The following is a 21812-nucleotide window of genomic DNA, read 5'->3' as shown; positions in this document are numbered from 1 at the left end:
AGGCATAGCCGGTATGACGGCTCTACGTGATTTTCAACTTAATAATCTTAAGCAATCTTTTAATTATGTTGCGCAAGCTGCCCGCAAATCTTACTTACAATAGCCGGGCCTTCATAAATAAAACCCGTCCACACCTGCACCAGTGAAGCACCGGCAGCTAACTTCTCCGCAGCATCTTTACCCGTAAAAATACCACCGCTGGCAATAATGGGAATACGCCCGCCTGTGTGCGTTGCAAGAAATTTAACTACGGCTGTGCTTTTCTCGGCCAGCGGCTTTCCGCTTAAGCCACCAGCGCCAATTTTCACACTTTTTAGTTTCGATTGTTCACTCAAATTTTCGCGGCTAATGGTGGTATTCGTTGCTACCAAGCCATCCAACTGCATCTCAAAAGAAAGGGATACAATATCGTCTAATTGCTCATCCGTAAGGTCGGGTGCTATTTTTAGCAGCAAAGGCTTTTTGGCGGTAAGCCCACGATTGATATTTTGTAATTCGCTGAATATTTTTCGTAACGCATCTTTCTCCTGCAATGCGCGCAAACCAGGTGTGTTGGGACTGCTTACATTTACTACAAAATAATCAACACAATTGTGCAAAGCAGTAAAGCATTGCACATAATCTTTCCAGGCATCTTCGTTGGGCGTTACTTTGTTTTTGCCAATGTTACCACCAATTATTAGTTGACGGTTAACGGATGATAGTTGACGGTTTTTCCACGCCGTTAATCTCTTTTTTACTGCCTCAGCACCATCGTTATTAAAACCCATTCTATTTATTAATGCCTTGTCTTCGGGCAGGCGAAATAGACGCGGCTTGTCATTGCCGGGCTGCGCTTTAGGCGTTACGGTTCCTACTTCTACAAAGCCAAAGCCTAAGGCAGAAAGCTCGCGCAGATACAGCGCATTTTTGTCGAAGCCTGCTCCTAACCCAACCGGGTTTTTGAAATGTAATCCGAACAGTTCGCGCTGTAAAGATGGATGTTCATAACGGAATAAAGATTGCAGCACGCCTGTTGAAAAAGGAGTATAATGCAGGCTGTTCATAGCAAAATAATGCACGGCTTCGGCATCAAACAAAAACAATAATTCGCGTAGCCACTTATACATAAGTGTGCGAAGATAAACTTGTTGCACGCATTTTGCCTTGTAAGTAAAAGAATAAACTATTTACAATGGAAAAAAAGATAGATACGGACGGGATGCCAAAAAAAGAATCGGGCTTTGCGTGCCGTTTTGAGAAATTCTCAGAAAAAGTTACCCGCATATCAGGTAGCCCCTGGGCATTTATGACTGCCATGCTGATGATTATTGTATGGGCAATTACAGGTCCTATGTTCAATTATTCCGAAACCTGGCAATTAGTTATTAATACCGGCACTACAATCATTACCTTTTTAATGGTATTTGTAATACAGCAGTCGCAAAACAAAGAAACATTGTCGTTGCAACTGAAACTCAACGAGTTGATTGCTGCTGTAAAAGGCGCCAGCAACCGACTTATCTCCTCGGAAGATTTAACCGGTGAAGAGCTGGCAACGCTGAAAAGGTTTTACGAACAGTTGTCGGAGAAAGCTAAAAGTGAAAAAGATATTCAGGCTACTCATTCGGTAGAAGAAGCGGAAGAAAATGCGCAAGAAAAAAAGGAACATTTTCTTCAAAAATGATTCTTCCACATCATGCTTTCTACCGGTTTGTTTATTTGACCGCTGTATTTAGCACTTTTCTTTTGGTTGTATTTGATTTCTATTTCGCCTTCTACCGGAAAATAAATCAGCTGCCCCACCGGCATACCTTTATATATACGCACCGGCTGCTTTACCGATATTTCGAGCGTCCAGTTACCGCAAAAACCCACGTCGCCTTTACCGGCAGTAGCATGTATATCTATGCCGAGACGACCAGTAGAGGATTTACCTTCTAAGAAAGGCACATGCGCGTGGGTTTCGGTGTACTCTTCGGTTACGCCCAGGTAAAAAATGTGCGGGTACAGCACAAAGCCTTCTTCGGGTATTTCAAAGTATTCTATTTCGTTGTGCTTTTTAGCATCCAGAATATGCTCGCGATAGGTAGCCAGCCACTTGCCCAGGTGTATATCGTAGCTGTTGCTGCCCAAACATTCGCGGCTGTATGGCTCTATTTTAATGGTGCCTTTTTCTATCTCCTCCAGTATGCGCGTATCCGATAAAATCATAGTTGCGTTGTTTGTTTAGTTTCCCACAGGTTCATCTGTTTTCCTTTTTATACACAGATAAATCCGGTGGCTATGATGTTTTCAATTTTCCTTCCTGTCTTCCTGAACCCTGTTTCCTTAATCTTGTATTCTTCTTCCTTGTTCCCAGGGATAAATCCGCGGGCTATTGTATCTTGCCTCTCCTTTTGCAAACATAAACCGTCCTTTCAATTTTGCCTATATTTTATCAGGAAGATATTAATCCGAATACCAGGCTCGGCATCTGGAAGATAGAAGAAGACGAACATTTTTTTCTGCAAAAAGTACCTTTTCCGGCGCAGGTAACGCATCCAAACAAGCGGCTGCAGCATTTAGCCGGGCGTTATTTATTGCAATATCTGTTTCCTCTTTTCCCTTACAACGACATTTTGATAGCCGATACACGTAAGCCGTATTTGCCGCAGGAGCAATTTCATTTTTCCATATCGCACAGCGGCAATTACGCGGCGGCTATCGTAAGCAAGCACGAGCGGGTAGGAATTGATATAGAATTATATTCACCCAAAACCGAATTGATAAAAAATAAGTTTTTAACAGAAGGCGAACTGCATTTAGTGAAAGCGAATAAGGTGGACGTGAGCAAAGCTTCCACAGTTATCAACCAACTGCCACCTGTCAACTATCAACTGTCATCTCAAAATCAACTATTCACGCTTTGCTGGTGCTGCAAAGAAGCGGTGTACAAGTATTGGGGAGCTGGCGGTATTGATTTTAAAAAACACATTTGCATACAACATATAAACACAGTAAAGCAGCAGATGGATGTTTTATTTACAAAAGAAATTACACAACTTATCATTCATTATTCACTGTTTGATGAGCTTTGCCTGGCATGGACAGTTAGTTCATAAAAATTAACCATCTCTTGAACATTCACACCCTTCAAAAGTTTATATTTGATAGTAAGAATAGCTATTTCTCTAACGATTATAAAAGACCCATAATTTATGAATACTTCCTTGCAACAGGCAGATACAACCAAAGGCGGCGAATGGCTGATTAAAGAAAGCAACCCGTTTACCACTTTCATCCCGGAAGACTTTACCGAAGAGCAGCGGATGATAAAGGAGATGAGCAATCAGTTTATCAATACCGGGATATTACCGGTTATAGACCGCATTGATAAGCAGGAACCCGGTTTGATTCAATCGCTGCTGGATAAAGCCGGTGAACTCGGTTTGCTCAGCATTGCCATTCCCGAAGAATATGGTGGTTTAGGCAAAGATTTTATCACCGCTACCATCGTTAATGAAGAGATGGGCAAAGGCTTTTCGTTTGCCATTTCTTTTTCGGTGCAAACCGGTATTGGCATGTTGCCTATTTTATACTTTGGCACCGAAGCACAAAAGCAGCAATATTTGCCCAAAATGGCCACCGGCGAGCTAAAAGGTGCTTATGGCCTCACCGAACCTAACAGCGGCAGCGATGCACTTGGTGCAAAAACAACTGCAACATTAAGCAGTGATGGAAATTACTATTTATTAAACGGACAAAAATGCTGGATAAGCAATGGCGGCTTTGCCGATGTGTATATCATTTTTGCAAAAATAGATGGCGATAAATTCACCGCTTTTATTGTAGAGCGCGGTGCAGAAGGCTTTACGCAAGGCGAAGAAGAACATAAGATGGGCATTAAGGGGTCTTCTACCGTGCAGTTGTATTTTCAGGATTGCAAAGTGCCGGTGAAGAACGTGTTGGGCGAAATAGGCAAAGGGCATTTGATAGCATTTAATATTTTAAACATTGGGCGCTTCAAGCTGGGCGCTGCCGTACTTGGCGGGCAAAAGAATGTGATTACCGATGCCGTGCAATATGCCATTGCCCGCGAGCAATTTAAAATACCTATTGCCAAGTTTGGCGCTATTAAACATAAGCTTGCCGAAATGGCAATACAAACCTGGATGAGCGAAAGCGCCGTATACCGCACCGCTAAATGGATTGAGGATAAAGAACACGAGCTATTGAGCAATGGCAAATCTGTTAATGAAGCCTTACCCGGTGCTGCCGAAGAATACGCAATAGAATGTGCTATACTTAAAGTATTCTGCAGCGAAGTAACAGACTTTTGCGTAGACGAAGGCGTGCAGATTCATGGTGGCAATGGCTTTAGCGATGAATACGGTATCAGCCGGGCTTACCGCGATGCGCGCATCAACCGCATATTTGAAGGTACGAACGAAATAAACCGGCTGTTGATCGTAGATATGATGCTCAAGCGCGCAATGAAAGGCAAGCTTGATTTAATGACACCGGCAACGGCGGTTTCTAAAGAACTAATGAGCATTCCTGATTTCAATGACAATGAGGAAGAGGTACCTTTTGCTAAAGAAAAAAAATACATCATCAATTTTAAAAAAGCACTACTGCTGATTGCCGGCGCTGCCGTGCAAAAGCTGATGATAAAACTGGATAAAGAACAGGAAATATTGATGAATCTGGCAGATATGGCTATCCAGATCTTTGCTGCTGAAAGTGGACTGCTCCGATTGCTTAAACTGTACGATGCCAAAGGCGAAGCTGCCACAGCTATACAAGCGGCCATGGTGCGCACATTTATTTACGATACTGCCGACCGCATCAACAAGGCAGGTAAAGATGCGCTTAATAGTTTTGCCGAAGGCGATGAACTCCGCATGATGCACATTGGTTTGAAACGCTTTACCAAAGCAGAACCACTAAATACCAAAGAAACAAGAAGACTGATAGCTAATCAAATGATAGCGGAAAATAAATATTGTTTTTAGAAGATTTCTCACAAATGACACAGATGAAAGTGTATAAGCTATAAGCTTCAAATGATAAGTTGCAAGCAGAAGAGCACCATTGCATTGTATAAAGAATCAGTGTACAACATATTTCTTCTTTATCAGTGTTATCTCTGAGAAATAAAAAACCCGCCATTAACTGCGGGTTTTTATTTTTACCCAATCTCCTGCACTACTGCTTATTTCATTACTTTTCCGGTTGTAAAATTAATACCACTCCTTGTATGTCCACTACTGCTTCCCAACGGTTTTTGGCGCTCGATGTATTTCGCGGGCTTACCATTTGCTTCATGATCATCGTAAACACTTCCGGCAATTACGAAACTACTTTTCCGGCGCTGCTGCACGCCAACTGGCATGGCTTTACGCCAACGGACCTGGTGTTTCCTTCTTTCCTTTTTGCCGTGGGTAATGCCATGAGTTTTGTAATGCCCAAGTGGACAGATAGACCAACCAGCTATGTAGTGGGCAAAATATTGAAGCGCACAGCACTCATTTTTATATTGGGTTTTCTGATGTACTGGTTTCCTTTTTTCATGTATAACGATGCCGGTCATCTTACGTTATCCCCTTTTTCCCAAACACGCATTTTTGGCGTGTTGCAACGCATTGCATTGGCGTATGGTATGGCATCGCTGATGCTGTATTTTTTTAAGACGAGAACCACCGTTATTATTACCTGCCTCATTTTGTTGTTGTACTGGCCTGTTATGTATTATTTCGGCGATCAGCCCGATCCATATAGCATTCACGCCAATGCCGTGCTAAAGCTGGACACGTGGCTTATTGGCACAAATCATTTATACATGGGCGAAGGTTTTCCGTTTGATCCCGAGGGTTTGCTGAGCACTTTTCCGGCTATCGGCAATGTGGTGGCGGGTTTTTTGGTAGGCAATTACATTCGCCGCAGAGGCAATACGTACGAAGGTTTAACCAAACTGCTGCTCGCGGGTTTTATTCTATTGGTAGTTGCGCATTTCTGGAACTATGTTTTTCCTATTAATAAAAAAATCTGGACCAGCTCTTTTGTACTGCATACCGTTGCGCTCGACTGTATGATTATTGCTTTTGTTATCTATATTATTGATTTTAGAAAAAAGAAAAGATGGACGTATTTCTTTGAAGTATTTGGCCGAAACCCATTAACTATTTACCTGTTTTCGGAACTGCTGGCTACCACATTTTATTTAGTAAAAGTAGAGCCGGGCGTTAACATTTATAGCTGGCTGTTCTTAAACATTTTTGGCTACATCACCAGCTTCATGGGCATGATTGGACCTTATGTAGGTGCCTTTTTGCAAGCTGTTTTTTATATGCTGCTATGCTGGTGTCTGGGTTATTTTTTAGACAAAAGAAAAATATACATCCGCGTATAAAACGGATAGCTATTCACTAAAGCGTGTTCATTTTAATGCTTTCAGATTACTATATGGCGAACGGTAAATAGTTTCTCGCCAACTTTATTACTTAATAAAAAGCAACGTATTAAACCATCTGAATGCTATTAATAATGTTATATGTCTTTTCATTGATGGCTACAGCCTGCATCTTTTACGCAATACGTTCAAAAGTGAACATTTGAAATACACCACTAAAAACAGTTATTGATTCACCTATATAAACTTTCAATAATTTTGCCCCCTTTAACCACAGGAGCAACAGCATGAATACAATAAAAGCAGCGATTACTGCAGTGGGCGGCTATGTGCCCCCCGATAAGCTTACCAATGACGATCTTTCTAAGATGGTGGATACAAATGATGAATGGATACGCACCCGCACCGGCATTGTAGAACGCAGGATATTGAAAGGCGAAGGCAAAGCCACCAGCGATTTGGGTGTACCGGCAGTAATGGAAATTATCCGCAAGAAAAATTTAGATCCTAAAGAAATAGATTGCATTATCTGCGCCACCGTTACGCCCGATATGACCTTTCCGGCTACGGCAAACATTATTGCAGATAAGGTAGGTGCAGTAAATGCTTTTAGCTACGATGTGAGCGCCGCTTGTAGCGGATTTTTATTTTCGCTTACTACCGGCGCTGCTTTTATTGAAAGTGGGCGCTATAAAAAAGTAATTGTTATAGGCGCTGATAAAATGAGCGCTATTGTGGATTATACCGACCGCAGTACCTGTATTATTTTTGGCGATGGTGGCGCTGCCGTATTGCTCGAGCCTTCGGTGGATGACACCGGCATTCAGGATAGCTTGCTAAAAACCGATGGCAGTGGTGCAGAATATTTGCGTATGGTTGCCGGCGGCTCTAAAAAACCGGCGAGCATAGAAACGGTTACCAACAGGGAACATTTTATATATCAGGAAGGCAAAACCGTTTTCAAATTTGCGGTGAAAGGTATGGCCGATGTGAGCGAAGAGATAATGAAACGCAATGAACTAACTGCTGATAATGTAGCATGGCTGGTGCCACACCAGGCCAACCTGCGCATCATAGATGCTACCGCCGAGCGCATGGGCTTGCCAAAGGAAAAGGTGATGATTAATATTCAACGGTTTGGAAATACAACGGCAGCAACTATTCCGCTTTGCTTATGGGAGTGGGAAAAGCAGTTAAAGAAAGGCGACAATCTCATCTTAGCAGCCTTTGGCGGTGGCTTTACCTGGGGCGCTATTTGGTTGAAGTGGAGCTACGACACTGAATAAACGAATTCCTTCCTTTAACTTGCTCCATTTTATATGATTTTTAAAAGGAATAAAATACTACAACAGGCATTGGGATTCACTTGTACAAGCCTTATCCTATGTGCCTGTTATAGTTTAATGAGCTGTAATAACAATAAAAAAACGAATGCTGAACCTGCAGCAGATAGCACGGTTTATTATCCCATCAACAACTATATCCGGCAGCAAATAAAGCAGGTGGATACTACGCCCTATTATGTATATCGTGTATTAGTAATGGATGGTAAAAAAGATTCCACCACTATCAGTCGTCCGGTATTCGATTCATTAACCAAACAATTTTTGCTACCCGAACTGGAAGAAGATGCGCTGAAAAAAAATTTTACGGAGTCGGTGTACGGCGACCAAAGCACCAACAGCATTACCCTTACTTACACCCCCAAAGACAGCAATACAACTGTACAAAATGCAATGGTATTGCTCGATCCCAATTCTCAAGACATCAAATGGATTTTTATTAATACGCTTCAAAACAAAGGCGATAGCACCGTTATTCAAAAGATAGGCTGGAAAGGGGGCACAAGCTGTTACCTCAACCGTTCTGCTTCGTATGCCGATGGTAAAAAAAATGAAATGCAGTTGAATATTGTTTGGAATGAAAAATAAGCGTTATACCCTTCAATTCAATTATTGTCACTGCGAGGTACGAAGTAGCCCGCGGCCAGTGTAAGATCAACACAGAAGCGTATTTCGTCATTACTACAACTCACAGAATTATTTTACTTCGTTTGCAATAACAATGAGCAGGATTTTCAATAAATTATTTACCTGCAAATAGTCTTAAAAGCTTGTAGTTCACTTACACAAACGAAGTTCTATTCTAAATTGAAGTGAATGTCGCCACCGGGCGCCAAAAGCTGCATAGCGGCTCTACAGCCCATATCGGAATTGCCCATCTCGCGTTTCAGCAACTCCCAAACTTGTTTGCATAATCTTACCTTTAGGCCCAATTAGTTTTACTTATGCGCGAGCTTTCTGTAGTGGTAACCGTAATGAATGAAGAGGAAAATATTTATCCGCTCATCGATGCGGTGAGCAATGCTTTGCAAGATATAGATTACGAAATTGTATTTGTAGACGACGGTTCTACCGATGCTACGCGGCAGCGCATCAAAGAGCGGCTGAACGAACGCATTATGCTGGTAGAACTGCGTAAAAATTACGGGCAAAGTACGGCAATGGCTGCGGGAATTGACTACTCCACCGGCCATTATATCGCGCTTATAGATGGCGACTTGCAAAACGACCCTACCGATATTCCTTTGATGCTCAACAAGCTGATAACAGAAGATTGGGACGTGGTAGCCGGCAACCGCAAAAACCGCAAAGACGGCACTTTTTTACGCAAAATACCCAGCAAAATAGCCAATGCGCTTATCCGCAGTATGACGAAAGTGTATATCAAAGATTATGGCTGCACGCTTAAAATTTTCAGGCGGGAAATTGCAGAGGATTTAGGTTTGTATGGCGAATTGCATCGTTTTATTCCCGTGCTGGCAGCCATGCAGGGCGCACGCATTGTGCAGGTGGATGTAAAGCATCATGCACGGCAATTTGGTAAATCGAAATATGGCTTGGGCAGAACTTTCCGCGTAATGGCCGATTTGGTAACAATGGTGTTTTTCAGACGCTATAGTCAAAAGCCCATGCACTTGTTTGGCACCTGGGGGTTTGTGTCGCTATTTATTGGCATTATCATCAACCTGTACCTGTTGATTCTAAAAATAATGGGACATGATATTTGGGGCAAACCATTGCTGATATTAGGATTGATTTTTTTATTTGGCGGCATCCAGTTAATCACCATTGGTATTCTTGCTGAGATCAACATTCGCACCTACTACGAAAGCGGCAATAAAAAAACATACCAGGTGCGCAAAGTATTTAATCACCCCGATACTGTGTAATTAAAAGCCATGAATTCATCCTTAAAAAAATGGCTTTTTTTGCTGTTGAAGATTGCCGTTACAACCATCTGTTTATTGTATGTTATCAAAAAAATTGACTGGGCTACTTCCTGGGCAACTTTTCAGCGCAGCAATGTATTTTGGCTGATAGCTGCCACGTTGCTTATTTTTTCTTCCAAAGTAGTAGCCGCCTTCAGGCTCAATATTTATTTTAAAAATATCAACGTTTTTCTATCGAACAAAAACAATTTGCGGCTGTACTGGCTGGGCATGTATTACAATGTGTTTTTACCCGGCGGCGTGGGTGGCGATGGATATAAAGTATTTGTTTTAAACAAAACTTACCAGCATCCCGTAAAGCTGCTGACAGCAGCAGTATTGCTGGACAGAGTAAGCGGTGTTGCAGGCATTGGCGTATTAACGGCAGCTTATTATTTTGGCGTGTTTGGGGGAGAAAATTATTCGTGGTGGTTGCTGGCTTCGGTACTGCCGGGATTGTTTATTTATTACTTTATTGTAAAGATATTTTTCCCCTCTTTTATCAAAAGTTTCTGGAGCACTTTCTGGATGGGGTTAGCGGTGCAAAGCATACAGGTAATAAGCGTGTATTGCCTGCTGAATGCACTGCATTTAAAAGGCCATGATACGGAATACATCCTCATCTTTTTATTGTCTTCTTTAGTAGCATTTTTGCCGTTTACGATTGGCGGTTTTGGTGCAAGGGAAGTAGTGTTTATCTGGGGTAGTAAGCAGTTTGTGCTGAATCAAAGTGAGTCGGTGTGTATTAGTTTGTTGTTTTATCTGATCTCTGTGGCTATCTCTTTGCCGGGGATGTATTGGGTGTATAATAAAGCGTTGAAGGAGGAAAATAAAGAGGTAATTGTGGAGGAGAAGTCTTCTTATTCAAGTTAGTAATTGAGGCAATCTTGTTTATATTTAATCCGCAACTCTTCAACCGTAAATACAATGTCTTTACCTGCTTTTAATTCCGCCTCCAATACTTCCAAAAATTGTTTATTTGCTTCATTTCTTAACAAGTAATCTGCTTCATCCATATCTTCCTGAATGGCGATGGAAACTGTTTTGCCTTTACAGGTTTCCTTAGTGGCATTAATCAGTTCTGTTGATAATTCATTTACATGTAATTTATAAGTTGTTGTTATGTAGCAGCGTTAACTAAATTTTGAAAACAGTTTTTTGGACCACAGCGGCACAGGAGTAATGGCACAGCGTTTTAAAATAAAAAGGTCCCGGGATTTCTAAAAATTCGGAACCTTTATCAACAATCAAACTAAACTTCTTTCATCAGTATAATGCCCCGCCTGAATAGCTTCCGTAGGGCAGGAGGAAAACAATCAGGAAACACCTTGCCGAGAGAACACTATATTCCAGCCAGTTCCAGGCTCTTCTTCTTTATTTTCCGCAGCTCAATATCTTCAATAATGGCATCCGGCATCAATATCAAAGAAATACCCGGCTGCTTCCACCAATCTTCTTTGATGAGTTTGGTAAAATGGATAACACCGGCAAACCAGCTTCGCTCCTGCCCGCTGTGGTATTCTTCAATCCACTCAAACTCGTGCTTGGGTATTTTACTTAAATCATCATAACTAATGTACGTGCGCACATAAAAATCGTTGGTCAACTCAGCCGGTATGTGATGATACAATTTTTTGTATTCATATTTATAATCGTAGCGTAAAGCCGATATATCGCTCAGCACGGCAGAAGCGGTAGGAAAGCTGCCCGCACCTTTGCCATAAAAGAATTGTTTATCGGCAAATCCGCTTTCTATCACCACACCATTGTATTCATTTTTTACAAACGCCAGATGGTCTTCCTGTGGTACAAATTGCGGCAGTACAAAGGCCGCCACTTTACCATTGCCCAGCTTTTTAGCTTGTGCAACCAGCTTTATATCGTTATTCTTTTCTTTCGCTATTAAAGCATCGCTCAGTCTGATATTTTGAATGCCGGTAAATAAAATGTTTTGCGGCGATTCTACTATTCCATACGCATGGGTAAGCAAAAAGCTCCATTTATTTACTGCATCAAATCCTTCTACATCCAGTGCCGGATTACTTTCGGCAAAGCCAAGCTGCTGCGCCAGTAAAAGTGCTTCGCTAAACTGCAGTTTATCCTCAAACATTTTAGTAAGAATAAAATTGGTAGAGCCATTAATAATGGCTTTTATAGAATGCAGCAAATCATTATCATAATATTCTTCCAGGTTTCTTATCACCGGTATTGAAGCACAGGCTGCCGCTTCGCACAGGAAAGGCATGTCTGTTTGCTGTTGCAGTTGCAATAGTTCGGTAAGGTGCTCGGCAATCATTTTTTTGCTGGCACTCACTACTGCTTTTTTATTCTTCAATGCGGTAGAAACAATCTCAAAAGCTGCATCGGCATCGTCAATCACTTCTACTATTACATTGATGTCTTTATCAAACAGCAGCGCGTCTTTTTGCGTAGTAAATAGTTCTGCCGGCGCATTACGCTTTTTGCCCGGATGCTTGATGCAAACGCATTTGATGGTGGCTTTTAGCGATGGTGTTTGCTGCAATACCCTGTACAATCCCTCGCCTACTACACCAAAGCCAAACAAGCCTATGGTTAATTGTTTATGTGTCATAAGAAGAAACCAGCTTCCATTTCCTAAAGCGGAGTTTTGAAGCTGTGATTTTAGAATTGTTTTTAAATTATTTCCCTGGCTCTTTAATGTTTAAACTGCGCTAAGCTCCTCTTTAGGGGATGGGGGCTTCATCTCTTTCCCCCCTTTAGGGATTGGCGGCTTGCCTGAGCCAATAAAACTTTCCAAATGCTGCGTAATGCTTTCGTATTCCAGCAAAAAGCCATCGTGACCATAATACGAATCAATAATTACTAATTGTGCATTGGGTACATAAGCCGCAATGGTTTCCTGCTCTGCGGGCGGAAATAATATATCGGACGATATACCAATGACCAATGTTTTTGCTTTGATATGACTTAATGCCATCTGCACCGAAGTACGTCCCCTGCCCACATTGTGCTTATCCATACCCAAGCTTAAAAAATGGTAGCTAAACGCATTAAACCGTTTTGCTAATTTCTCACCCTGGTAATACTGATAGGTTTCTGCTTTTGATACTTGTTTATCTACCGGCAACAACTCCGTATCACTCGTATAGCCTTGTTGCGAAGCAGCATACGTTTCGTAATGCCGGTACGATAGCAATGCAATAGAGCGGGCAATCTTCATGCCTCCAATGCCCGCATCCGGCGCTTCATTTTTCCAGGTAGCATCGTTGTGTATGCACCATCGCTGCGAGGAGTTGAATGCAATACCCCAAGGCGAGTGCTGCGCATTGGTAGCTATAGGTACAATGTGTTCAAATAACTCCGGCTCAGCAATAGCCCATTCCAACAGTTGCTGTCCACCCATGGAGCCACCAATTCCAATATGGATTTTATCAATGCCCAAATACTCTTTCAAAGGCTTGTAAGCCCTTACCATATCGCGCGTGGTAAATAGCGGAAAGTGGTGGTAATACCGCTTTCCCGTGGTTGGATTCACCTCCAGCGGACCAGTACTGCCGTAGCAGCTTCCCGGCATATTCACACAAACAATGAAAAACCTTTCCGGGTTAAAGAAAGTGCCTTCGCCTACCAAGCCCGGCCACCACTCAACAGGATTGCTGTTGGCAGTAAGCGCATGAAAGATCCACACTACATTGCTCTTATCTTTATTCATTTTGCCAAATGTGGTATAAGCCAAATGCAACTCCGGCAATGTTTCACCGCTTTCTAACTCAAAGGGTTGGTTGTATTTAAAAATTTGTCGTTCCAAATTGTTACTACTAAGTTTTATAATACCACGAAGGCTGAAAAGCACAAAGAACAGAAGATAAGTTATGAATGCTGCTTTAACTTTGATCTATTACTACCCACAGATTCCGCACTATTTGTCCCGATTTATCGGGAAAGCCGCCGCTTAGTTGTATATAACTTCAAGCTTGTTGTTTGGCGGCATGGCGCCAAAGACGATGCCACAGGCTTGCGGAATAACGGGCTACATTGCTCTTGCTTATTTTACATCAATTATTAGTATTCTTTTTATTCTTTGTGCCTTCGCGTCTTCATGGCTAAAAATCTATGCCGTTGCTTTCGCAAATACTTTATCAAATGCCTGCTGAAAATCGGCCTTTATATCATCAATATGCTCTATGCCGGCGCTCACGCGAATGAGGTTGGGCAATACGCCTGCAGCTTGTTGCTCTTCATCGCTCAACTGCTCGTGCGTGGTAGAAGCAGGGTGAATCACCAGTGTTTTTACATCGCCCACATTTGCCAAATGGCTTACCATCTGTAGTGAATCAATAAATTGAGATGCCTTACTTTTATCGCCTTTTACACCAAAATTAAGCATCCCTCCAAAACCGTTTTTGAGATACTTTTTAGCCAGTGAATTGTATTCGCTGCTCTCCAGGCCCGGATATAAAACAGAGTCAACCAGCGGGTGCTGCTCCAGCCATTGCGCCAGTGCTAAAGCGTTCTGGCTGTGGCGTTCCATACGCAGCGATAACGTTTCTAAGCCCTGTAATAAAAGAAAAGCATTGAAGGGACTTTGTGCCGGACCAAAATCGCGCAGACCTTCCACACGGGCACGAATGATAAATGCAATATTGGGCAAGCCAAGCGGATTACCTTCGCCAAAAACGTCCCAAAACTTCAGTCCGTGGTAACCTTCGGATGGCTCGGTAAATTGCGGAAACTTGCCATTGGCCCAGTTGTAATTGCCCCCATCCACAATCACACCGCCAATAGAACTACCATGACCGCCAATCCATTTGGTAGCGCTTTCAACCACAATGTTGGCGCCATGCTCCAGTGGGCGGAACAAGTAGCCGGCTGCGCCGAAAGTATTGTCAACAATCAGTGGCAAATCGTACTCTTTTGCCAATGCCGCAAACTTGTCAAAATCGGGAATATTGAGGCGTGGATTGCCAAAGGTTTCAAAATAAATAGCCTTTGTATTCTTATCTATAAAAGGTACAAAACTTTCAGCATCATCGCCATTGGCAAAGCGGGCTTCTATACCCAGGCGCTTCAGAGAAACTTTAAACTGGTTGTAGGTACCGCCATACAAAAAGCTGGAAGTAACAAAGTTGTCGCCTGCCTGTAACAGGTTGGTTAGCGTAAGAAATTGCGCTGCCTGCCCGCTTGCAGTTGCCAATGCAGCAACGCCACCTTCCAGAGCAGCCATGCGCTTTTCAAACACATCAGTGGTGGGGTTCATAATGCGGGTGTAGATATTACCAAACTGCCGCAAACCAAATAAATTGGCTGCATGTTCGGTATTGTCGAAGCCAAAAGAAGTGGTTTGGTAAATAGGTACCGCACGGCTTTTGGTAGTTGGGTCTATTTCCTGTCCGGCATGCACCTGCAATGTTTCAAAATGTGAGCTGCTCATACGATAAGCGTTTTTGTTATTTGAATGGGTGAATAAATGTTAGCTATAAAAACACAAAGGCACGAAGATTTAATGATGAAAAAAATACCCCTTCAAAATTTTTGTGTTTTTATAGCAAAATCATCAGGAAAGATAGGAAATAAAAAGGCTCACCCTAAAAGTAAGATGAGCCTGAAGTATGTAAAGCGTTTGTACGCTGGTAATATCAAACTAAAATCTTACTTATCTGTCACGCCTGTAGTGTGATGGAGTTGGCACCTTTCGCAGTTGTGCGTGGTTGCCAAGGCTTCATTGGGCCATATCCCTCTGCCTTTCTTGATAAGAGTTTTTTAAAGAACTGCGGCGCAAAGGTAATGGGGAGTAGTGAATAATGCCAAAATTATTTTGTAATGAAAAGTAATATATTAGACCTAACATTAGTTACAGGAGAATGGCGTTTATTATAATACATTTTCCAGCAGCCATGCAATACAAAGAAAAAGTACCTCAGTTATGCTAAAAAGCAATGCGTTCATCAACAGCAGCGCTGTATTTTGGCTTTTATAATCGTCCTCTCCGCTATATTGAAACTACTATAAGTATGACTTTTTACCTGAAAGACAATATAAAAAGACGCAGGTGAAAACTGCTATTATACAATTAAGAATACTACCAATTCAACTCCTTAATTTTTCTGCAATTAAGTATGTAATAATATATCCGCTTTTATTTCACTTTTTCTGATACACTCTTACATAATCCACTTCAAACTTTTTTGGGAATGACGTGCTGGAGGGATCCCCGCCATTTGTACCGCCGATAGCCAAATTCAGCAACATATAATGCGGTTGTTTAAAAGGATTGAAACTACTTCCATCTTTATTTACCAGTTTATCCAATGTTACTTTATTCATCAGCGAATCATCAACATATAAAGCCACATAATCCTCATCCCAATCCATTCGCCATACATGAAACTGAGCAGCCCACACAGTATCAACCGGCTTTGTGTTGCCAAACCATTCTGCCTTATCATTGCTATCAAGGCAAGCAATATTTGCCAATAATTTACCCCGGTAGTATTCCATAATATCAATCTCGCCGTTAGCGGGCCAAGGCTTGCTTATTCCAAGCGTCCACCATGCCGGCCACATACCGTTGCTTACATCAATACGTGCCCGCATTTCAAAGCGGCCATATTGCCATTGATGTAGTCCGCGCGTAATTAAACAGGCAGAGGTATAGTTTATTTGCCGACGGTTTTTTCGCTAGTCATTACTGCCGGCTACATAGTTGGGATTGGTCTTTTGTTCTTTACGTGCTTCAATGATTAAATAACCACCTTTGCAATAAGCATTTTCCGGCTGATACCATTGAGCTTCTTCATTACGAACGAAACCACGCTCATACGTCCAGTTAGAAGTATCGGGTACGCCATTATTGTTGAACTCATCGCTCCACACCAAAGTATAAGTGCTGGAATCCTGTGCTTTGGCGAAGCTGGTAAATAAGATAATACATGTTAGCAGTAAAAGGCGCATACAATCTTTTTAGATAATCAATTATGAAAGAAGTTGAGGAAATAATTATGAACCGTGAAGTCGCAAAGAACGCTGAGTTTTACAAAGAATGTAATTCGCAGTGTTCTGCAGATAAAAATACTTCGTATAATCCTGTCTACCGTTAAGCAGGTTCATTTTCTTGAGATTTTTTGGCTCCTGCTGTGAAGTAATTTTAAACAGTCTCTAAATTCAGAAATCTTCTATTTCCATTTCTAATAGTGCATAACTCAGTGCTTTACCATGTGTATCCGATGCCAGCGAAGTAGTAACACCGGTGAGGAGTGCCAGTTTACATACAAATAACAGCGAAGCTATGTTGGGCAATTCATATCGCGTAACCTGCCCTTCAACAATATCTTTTAAATGCACCTTAACCCGCTCAGCCGTGACTATTGAACAAAGCCATTCGTAATCTTTTTCGTTGTAAGGTATGAGCGATAAGGTTGATGTATTGCCTTTATCGCCTGCCCGGCTGTGTGCTATATTGTACAGTTTTACTTTCATGATTTATGGATAGTTACAGATGATTGAATGCTATTTCTATCTATTAAAACAGATACAATACCTATTACTTCATTCACATATTTTCGGGCGCCGCCACCACCGGCTGGACCATTGGTGTATAGCGCTTCCACTTCTTCTCCTATTCTTACGGCTGTTGCAGCATCGCTTGCTTTTGCTGCCACACGCAGTCTTACTTCATAGGGCGCTGCCACATTGCCAAAGGTGGTTCTGTGTATAGCATTAAAACCAACATAATCAATGCGCATTTCAGGAAAATCATCGTGCAAACGCTCATACAAAATCTCGCCTGCAAGTTGTGCCCTTGCGAATGCATTTGCACCGGCATACGATATTTCTCCCTCACCAATAAAGCCTGCTTTATAGCCAACACTAACCTTTAAAGTAGCAGGTTTTGTTTTTCCTGTACCACCTTTTGCAAGTACACAATTCTTTGCTATTTCTTGCAATTGCACTTTGGTAAAATCAGCAATTACATCCGGTGTAAAATATTCATAAGGATTCGTTACTTCATACAACAATTGTTCTTTTGCAGTTGCCAGATTAATTACACCGCCTGTTTCTTCCACCTTGCTTATCATAGCATCCCCATTGGCTTGTATATCAACAAACGGATGACCAAGCTGCGCCATGCCTTGTACCTGCTTTTTTACAGGATCGGCAAAATAACCACCCGTTACCTGACCGGCACATTCCATTAAGTGACCGATAACAGTTGCTTGTCCAATCAAGTTATAATCATTCAAATCCCAACCAAACTGGTGCACCATGGGCGCTACAAAAAGGGATGGATCTGCTACCCGTCCTGTAATAATAATATCTGCGCCACTTTGCAAAGCGGGCAACAACGCATCGGCGCCGAGGTAAGCATTGGCAGAGATTAATTCGCCGCTTTTATACAAGGGTTCGTCCGTTTCCAATGCAATGGCTTCTTTGTTGATTTTATCAAAAACATCATCGCCGGTTACTGCTGCTACTTTAATTTTTATCCCTAATTCAGAAGCTATTTCTATTACTTTATCTGCTGCAGCAATAGGGTTTGCGGCCCCCATGTTGGTTATAAGCTTTGTATCATTTTTCTTTAGCAACGGCAAATACAATCTCATTCTTTTTTCAAGCAGCGGATCATATCCTCTGGAAGCATCCTGTACTTTTCTTTTTTGGGCTAAAGCAATGGTTCTTTCTGCCAAACATTCCAGCACAAGGTAATCGAGATTTGCTTTTTCTAATAGTACAACAGCGGGTTCTATCCGATCTCCTGAGAAGCCGGCACCGCAGCCGATGCGAAGTATGTTTGATTGTTTCATCCTTTTAGTTTTACCACAGAGGATAAAGAGTTTTTCACAGAGTAACAGGATGTTCCTCAGTGCTCAACTCCTGCTACGTTGTGGTTGTAGTCTATTAGTAAAAGTCTTACTCATATATGAATAGCACCTGTCAGCAAAGCAATTATTACCATCATCAATGTAGTGCCGAATGCCCATTTAAAAGTAAATTTTTGATGGTCGGATAATTCCACTTCCGATAAACCTATTAATACAAAAGTAGAAGCTGTTAATGGGCTTAATGGAAAGCCAACTGTCATTTGCCCCAATACTGCTGCCCTGCCCATTTCAATAGGGTTCATGCCATAATGCACGGCTGCTCCCTTCAACACCGGTAATACGCCAAAATAGTAGGCATCGGGTGTGAACACTAAACTCAGCGGCATACTCGTTACACCAACAATGGCAGGCAAATAAGCAGCATGTTGATGCGGCACCAACGATACCAGTGATGCTGCCATGGCATCTATCATTTTTGTGCCGGTTAGTATGCCCGAAAAAATGCCCGCAGCAAATATCATGATAGAAACCAAAAACACATTGGAAGCATGTGCAGCAAGGCGGCTCTTTTGTTCGCTTTGCTTTGGATAATTGATGAGCAATGCGATAGAAAAGGCAATGATGAACAACGCCGGTAAAGGAAGTAGTGCGATGATAAGTGACACAATTAATGCAACGGTGAGCACCACATTGAACCAGAATAATTGTGACCTTCGTATGCTTTTCTGTTCGTCTGATAATTCCTGATGATGATTATAGTCTAAATGCACTACCCCCAATCTTTTTCTTTCTTTTCTTCCAAAATAGTATGCAACACAAAGCACCCAAACAATACCGCTTATCATGGAAGGCAGAATAGGAATAAGCAACTGTTTGGTATCTGCCTGCATTACCGTCATAGCCCTTGCCATGGTGCCCGACCAGGGCACCAGATGCATTACGCCTGCACTTAATGCCACAATGCAAGGCAGTAACAGCCGCTTCATGTGGAGGCGTTTATAAATGGGCAGCAGTGCAGAGATAGTAATCATAAAAGTAGCAGTGCCATCACCATCCAGATGCACGAGCATGGTTAATAGCGCAGTGCCAATCGTTATCTTCAACGGATCGCCTTTTACAAGCCGTACAATACCAGCGATCATTGGGTCGAACAAACCGGCATCTATCATGATACCAAAATAAAGCACTGCAAACATAAGCATGATGCCGGTTGGCGCCACTTGTTTAAGTCCTGCAATAATCATTTCGCCAATGCTGGTTGCAGTAAAACCGCCAATGAATGCAAAGCATACCGGCACCAGTATCAATGCGAGCAGCACTGATAATCTTTTGGTCATTATCAGCAGAAGAAAGACAACAATCGTTGAAAAGCCTAAGACAGATAGCATCACGTTGCTTGTTTATTGAATACCGTTTGCCTGCAATACCTTGTGGAAGAAAAGTAGCTGATAAGGCAAAGCATTCGTCCAATAAGCCCATTCATGTTTACCTGGCCGTTCAATATAATCGTGCGGCGTTCCGTTTGCAACTAATCTTCTATGCAATTCGCGGTTAGGTTCAATCAAAAAATCATCTACCCCTATATCAAAGATTAGTTTTACATCATTCGCTTTTAGCTTGTCTGTCATACCTACTATGGTATATTCAGGATAGGGATTCGCGGTATCTTTTGGTGGTCCTAACAAACGGGCAAAGTTTTCTGCTCTTGATTTTGCAAACTCGTCGGGTACTTTCCATGTTTTGGTGTTAATATTCATTACACCGCTCATGCTGCCGGCAGCACAAAATAAGTCGGGGTGTTTTGCTGCAATATACATAGCGCCGTGACCGCCCATAGATAAGCCCGCTATGATTCTGCCTTTTCGATCCTTTATAGTAGAATAAGCAGAATCAATTTTACCAACTACTTCTTTGTATATAAATGTTTCAAACTGGCTTTCTTTGTCAAACGGACTATCAAAATAATAACTGGTAAGACCACCTTCTGGATTTACGATAATAATATTGTACTGGTCTGCGAGGTTATGCAACAGCATGGGATCTGTGGTTTTGGTAAGCCAGTCGCGAAAGCTGCCCTGACCGCCATGCAACAGATATAGTACAGGTAAAGGGTTTTTGGACTTTTTATATTGCTCGGGTAAGACCACAGCCACCTTCAACGTCTTTTGCATAGCAGTGCTATATACTTCTATTGTATCTACTGTAGCAGCAAAGGAGGTGGAATGACAGGATATGCAAATAAAAAGTATAACTGAAAATGATAATGATCGTTTCATAGTTATTATAAAAATGCCAATGAAGGTATAAAGAGAATATCACACTTTATTGGCAAGTATTTTAAATTGCTATTTACTTGTACTTACTTTCATCCAGCCTGAAAAAGCGAACGGCATTATTGAACAAAATATCCCGCTTTTGATCATCAGATAAACAGCTTGCATTTTCAATAACGCCAAGGGAAGTTTCCAGCAGTTTTGGCCAAATCATCAAATCGGTCCCATACATAATGCGTTTTTCAAATCCGGCTTGCACCAGTCTTTTAATATAATCATTCACTTCTGCCAACGGATAACTCCATATCATGCCGGCAACATCCACATACACGTACGCATTGGCACCCATTAATGCAATCATGTTATCAATCATTGGATAGCCCGCATGCATGACCCATACTTTCAGCTTTGGATGGCGCGCCAACAAGTCTTCCAACAGCAATGGATTACCCATGGAAGCGCGGTATTTTGGAGCCGTAATATTTGCCATTCCATTACCGCCTGTACCCATGTGAATGCCTACGGGAATATTCAATTTTTCTGCCGCGGCAAAATAAGCATCCAACGAAGTATCGCTGGGCGACATGCCCTGGTATTGTGGCGCTACTTCACCCATTACTTTATAAAAACCGGAAGATAGTGAATCGGTAAAAGCCACTACGGTCATGTCTTTGGACGAACTGATACCGATAGCGGGAATAACCCTGCCGGGAGCGGCCGCTTGTTGCCAGTTGCGGATGATGGTTGGATCGCCGCTGGCAATAATGGCTATGTTCAATCGCTTCATCGTAGCCATCAGGGAATCCTGAAACTCCTTGTCGCTTTTGGCTGTATGCAACGGCATCGCACAATCGGTATTCAGAAAAGAAGGCGGCGGCTGATTAGGATCGCTCCCCGGCATACTGCTTAAAAACCATGGACAGGCATCCATAGCAAAAGCAGGATTTACTTTCATGGCATGCACATGCACATCAATAATAGGGAGATGTTTATGCGTAGCGTCCTGTGCATGCGCATAAACAATACCAGTCAGCAACAACAATAAGCAGGTAAATGGTTTCCTGATCATGTAAACAGTTTAGATTTTTTGAGCA

General features: G+C 42.1%; 20 protein-coding genes and 1 riboswitch. Of the genes, 8 read left to right on the top strand and 12 right to left on the bottom strand.

Features of this window, described 5'->3' with window-relative positions; genetic code table 11:
* Nucleotides 1-59 precede the first annotated feature (59 nt).
* Nucleotides 60-1109: a quinone-dependent dihydroorotate dehydrogenase gene (locus tag FC093_RS01855; RefSeq protein WP_137260027.1), complete on the bottom strand. Its 1050-nt coding sequence runs from the start codon at nt 1107-1109 to the stop codon at nt 60-62.
* Between the two features lie 65 nt (nt 1110-1174).
* On the opposite strand from FC093_RS01855, the gene FC093_RS01850 reads away from it, so the two are divergent.
* The gene (locus FC093_RS01850) at nt 1175-1666 is read left to right on the top strand and encodes a low affinity iron permease family protein (RefSeq protein WP_240743150.1); all 492 of its coding nucleotides are present in this window, start codon (nt 1175-1177) and stop codon (nt 1664-1666) included.
* On the opposite strand, the gene dcd is transcribed toward FC093_RS01850, so the two are convergent.
* Nucleotides 1657-2193 (bottom strand): dCTP deaminase, encoded by a 537-nt coding sequence (dcd, locus tag FC093_RS01845; RefSeq protein ID WP_137260026.1) that lies wholly within the window; start codon nt 2191-2193, stop codon nt 1657-1659. The genes FC093_RS01850 and dcd overlap by 10 nt on opposite strands.
* Nucleotides 2194-2405: 212 nt before the next feature.
* Here dcd and FC093_RS01840 point away from each other — a divergent pair, with 212 nt between their 5' ends.
* The 7 genes from FC093_RS01840 (at nt 2406) to FC093_RS01810 (ending at nt 10517) form a co-directional block, all read left to right on the top strand.
* Entirely contained in the window at nt 2406-3083 is a 678-nt protein-coding gene (locus FC093_RS01840; protein ID WP_137260025.1) for a 4'-phosphopantetheinyl transferase family protein, read from the top strand.
* A gap of 96 nt (nt 3084-3179) precedes the next feature.
* Complete coding sequence (locus FC093_RS01835) at nt 3180-4976, top strand: acyl-CoA dehydrogenase family protein (protein WP_137260024.1); 1797 nt, start codon at nt 3180-3182, stop codon at nt 4974-4976.
* 245 nt (nt 4977-5221) lie between these two features.
* A complete protein-coding gene (locus tag FC093_RS01830) occupies nt 5222-6373 on the top strand; it encodes an acyltransferase family protein (protein ID WP_137260023.1) in 1152 nt (383 codons plus the stop codon).
* Nucleotides 6374-6660: 287 nt separating this feature from the next.
* The gene (locus FC093_RS01825; RefSeq protein ID WP_137260022.1) at nt 6661-7659 is read left to right on the top strand and encodes a beta-ketoacyl-ACP synthase III; all 999 of its coding nucleotides are present in this window, start codon (nt 6661-6663) and stop codon (nt 7657-7659) included.
* A gap of 117 nt (nt 7660-7776) precedes the next feature.
* Nucleotides 7777-8304, top strand: coding sequence for a hypothetical protein (locus FC093_RS01820; protein WP_137260021.1), 528 nt, complete (start codon nt 7777-7779; stop codon nt 8302-8304).
* Between the two features lie 356 nt (nt 8305-8660).
* On the top strand, nt 8661-9605 hold the full coding sequence (locus FC093_RS01815; protein WP_137260020.1) for a glycosyltransferase family 2 protein: 945 nt from the start codon (nt 8661-8663) through the stop codon (nt 9603-9605).
* Nucleotides 9606-9614: 9 nt separating this feature from the next.
* A complete protein-coding gene (locus FC093_RS01810; protein ID WP_137260019.1) occupies nt 9615-10517 on the top strand; it encodes a lysylphosphatidylglycerol synthase transmembrane domain-containing protein in 903 nt (300 codons plus the stop codon).
* A gap of 469 nt (nt 10518-10986) precedes the next feature.
* Here the strand turns inward: FC093_RS01810 and FC093_RS01805 are convergent, their stop codons facing one another.
* The 10 genes from FC093_RS01805 to FC093_RS01765 all read right to left on the bottom strand — a co-directional run bounded on the left by FC093_RS01805 (nt 10987) and on the right by FC093_RS01765 (nt 21787).
* A complete protein-coding gene (locus FC093_RS01805; protein WP_137260018.1) occupies nt 10987-12237 on the bottom strand; it encodes a homoserine dehydrogenase in 1251 nt (416 codons plus the stop codon).
* 90 nt (nt 12238-12327) lie between these two features.
* Nucleotides 12328-13434: a homoserine O-acetyltransferase family protein gene (locus FC093_RS01800; RefSeq protein WP_137260017.1), complete on the bottom strand. Its 1107-nt coding sequence runs from the start codon at nt 13432-13434 to the stop codon at nt 12328-12330.
* Between the two features lie 303 nt (nt 13435-13737).
* Nucleotides 13738-15057 (bottom strand): O-acetylhomoserine aminocarboxypropyltransferase/cysteine synthase family protein, encoded by a 1320-nt coding sequence (locus tag FC093_RS01795; protein WP_137260016.1) that lies wholly within the window; start codon nt 15055-15057, stop codon nt 13738-13740.
* 219 nt (nt 15058-15276) lie between these two features.
* Nucleotides 15277-15382: riboswitch (SAM riboswitch) on the bottom strand.
* Nucleotides 15383-15767: 385 nt separating this feature from the next.
* Nucleotides 15768-16262 (bottom strand): glycoside hydrolase family 16 protein, encoded by a 495-nt coding sequence (locus FC093_RS24195; protein WP_262711010.1) that lies wholly within the window; start codon nt 16260-16262, stop codon nt 15768-15770.
* 42 nt (nt 16263-16304) lie between these two features.
* Entirely contained in the window at nt 16305-16577 is a 273-nt protein-coding gene (locus FC093_RS24190; protein WP_240743148.1) for a glycoside hydrolase family 16 protein, read from the bottom strand.
* 210 nt (nt 16578-16787) lie between these two features.
* Nucleotides 16788-17102, bottom strand: a complete 315-nt coding sequence (locus tag FC093_RS01785; protein WP_137260015.1) for an AtuA-related protein — start codon at nt 17100-17102, stop codon at nt 16788-16790.
* Nucleotides 17099-18427 (bottom strand): acyclic terpene utilization AtuA family protein, encoded by a 1329-nt coding sequence (locus FC093_RS01780; RefSeq protein WP_170970961.1) that lies wholly within the window; start codon nt 18425-18427, stop codon nt 17099-17101. Before FC093_RS01780 ends, FC093_RS01785 begins: the two co-directional genes overlap by 4 nt.
* 110 nt (nt 18428-18537) lie before the next feature.
* Nucleotides 18538-19833 (bottom strand): CitMHS family transporter, encoded by a 1296-nt coding sequence (locus FC093_RS01775; protein WP_137260014.1) that lies wholly within the window; start codon nt 19831-19833, stop codon nt 18538-18540.
* A 12-nt stretch (nt 19834-19845) separates the two neighbouring features.
* On the bottom strand, nt 19846-20721 hold the full coding sequence (locus tag FC093_RS01770) for an alpha/beta hydrolase (RefSeq protein ID WP_137260013.1): 876 nt from the start codon (nt 20719-20721) through the stop codon (nt 19846-19848).
* 73 nt (nt 20722-20794) lie between these two features.
* Complete coding sequence (locus FC093_RS01765) at nt 20795-21787, bottom strand: amidohydrolase family protein (RefSeq protein ID WP_206106483.1); 993 nt, start codon at nt 21785-21787, stop codon at nt 20795-20797.
* Nucleotides 21788-21812 lie beyond the last annotated feature (25 nt).

Origin of the sequence: Ilyomonas limi (assembly GCF_005233845.1) — a bacterium.
Lineage (GTDB): Bacteria > Bacteroidota > Bacteroidia > Chitinophagales > Chitinophagaceae > Ilyomonas > Ilyomonas limi.
The sequence above is the reverse complement of the archived record's forward strand: the minus strand, read 5'-3'. Positions and strand labels throughout refer to the sequence as shown.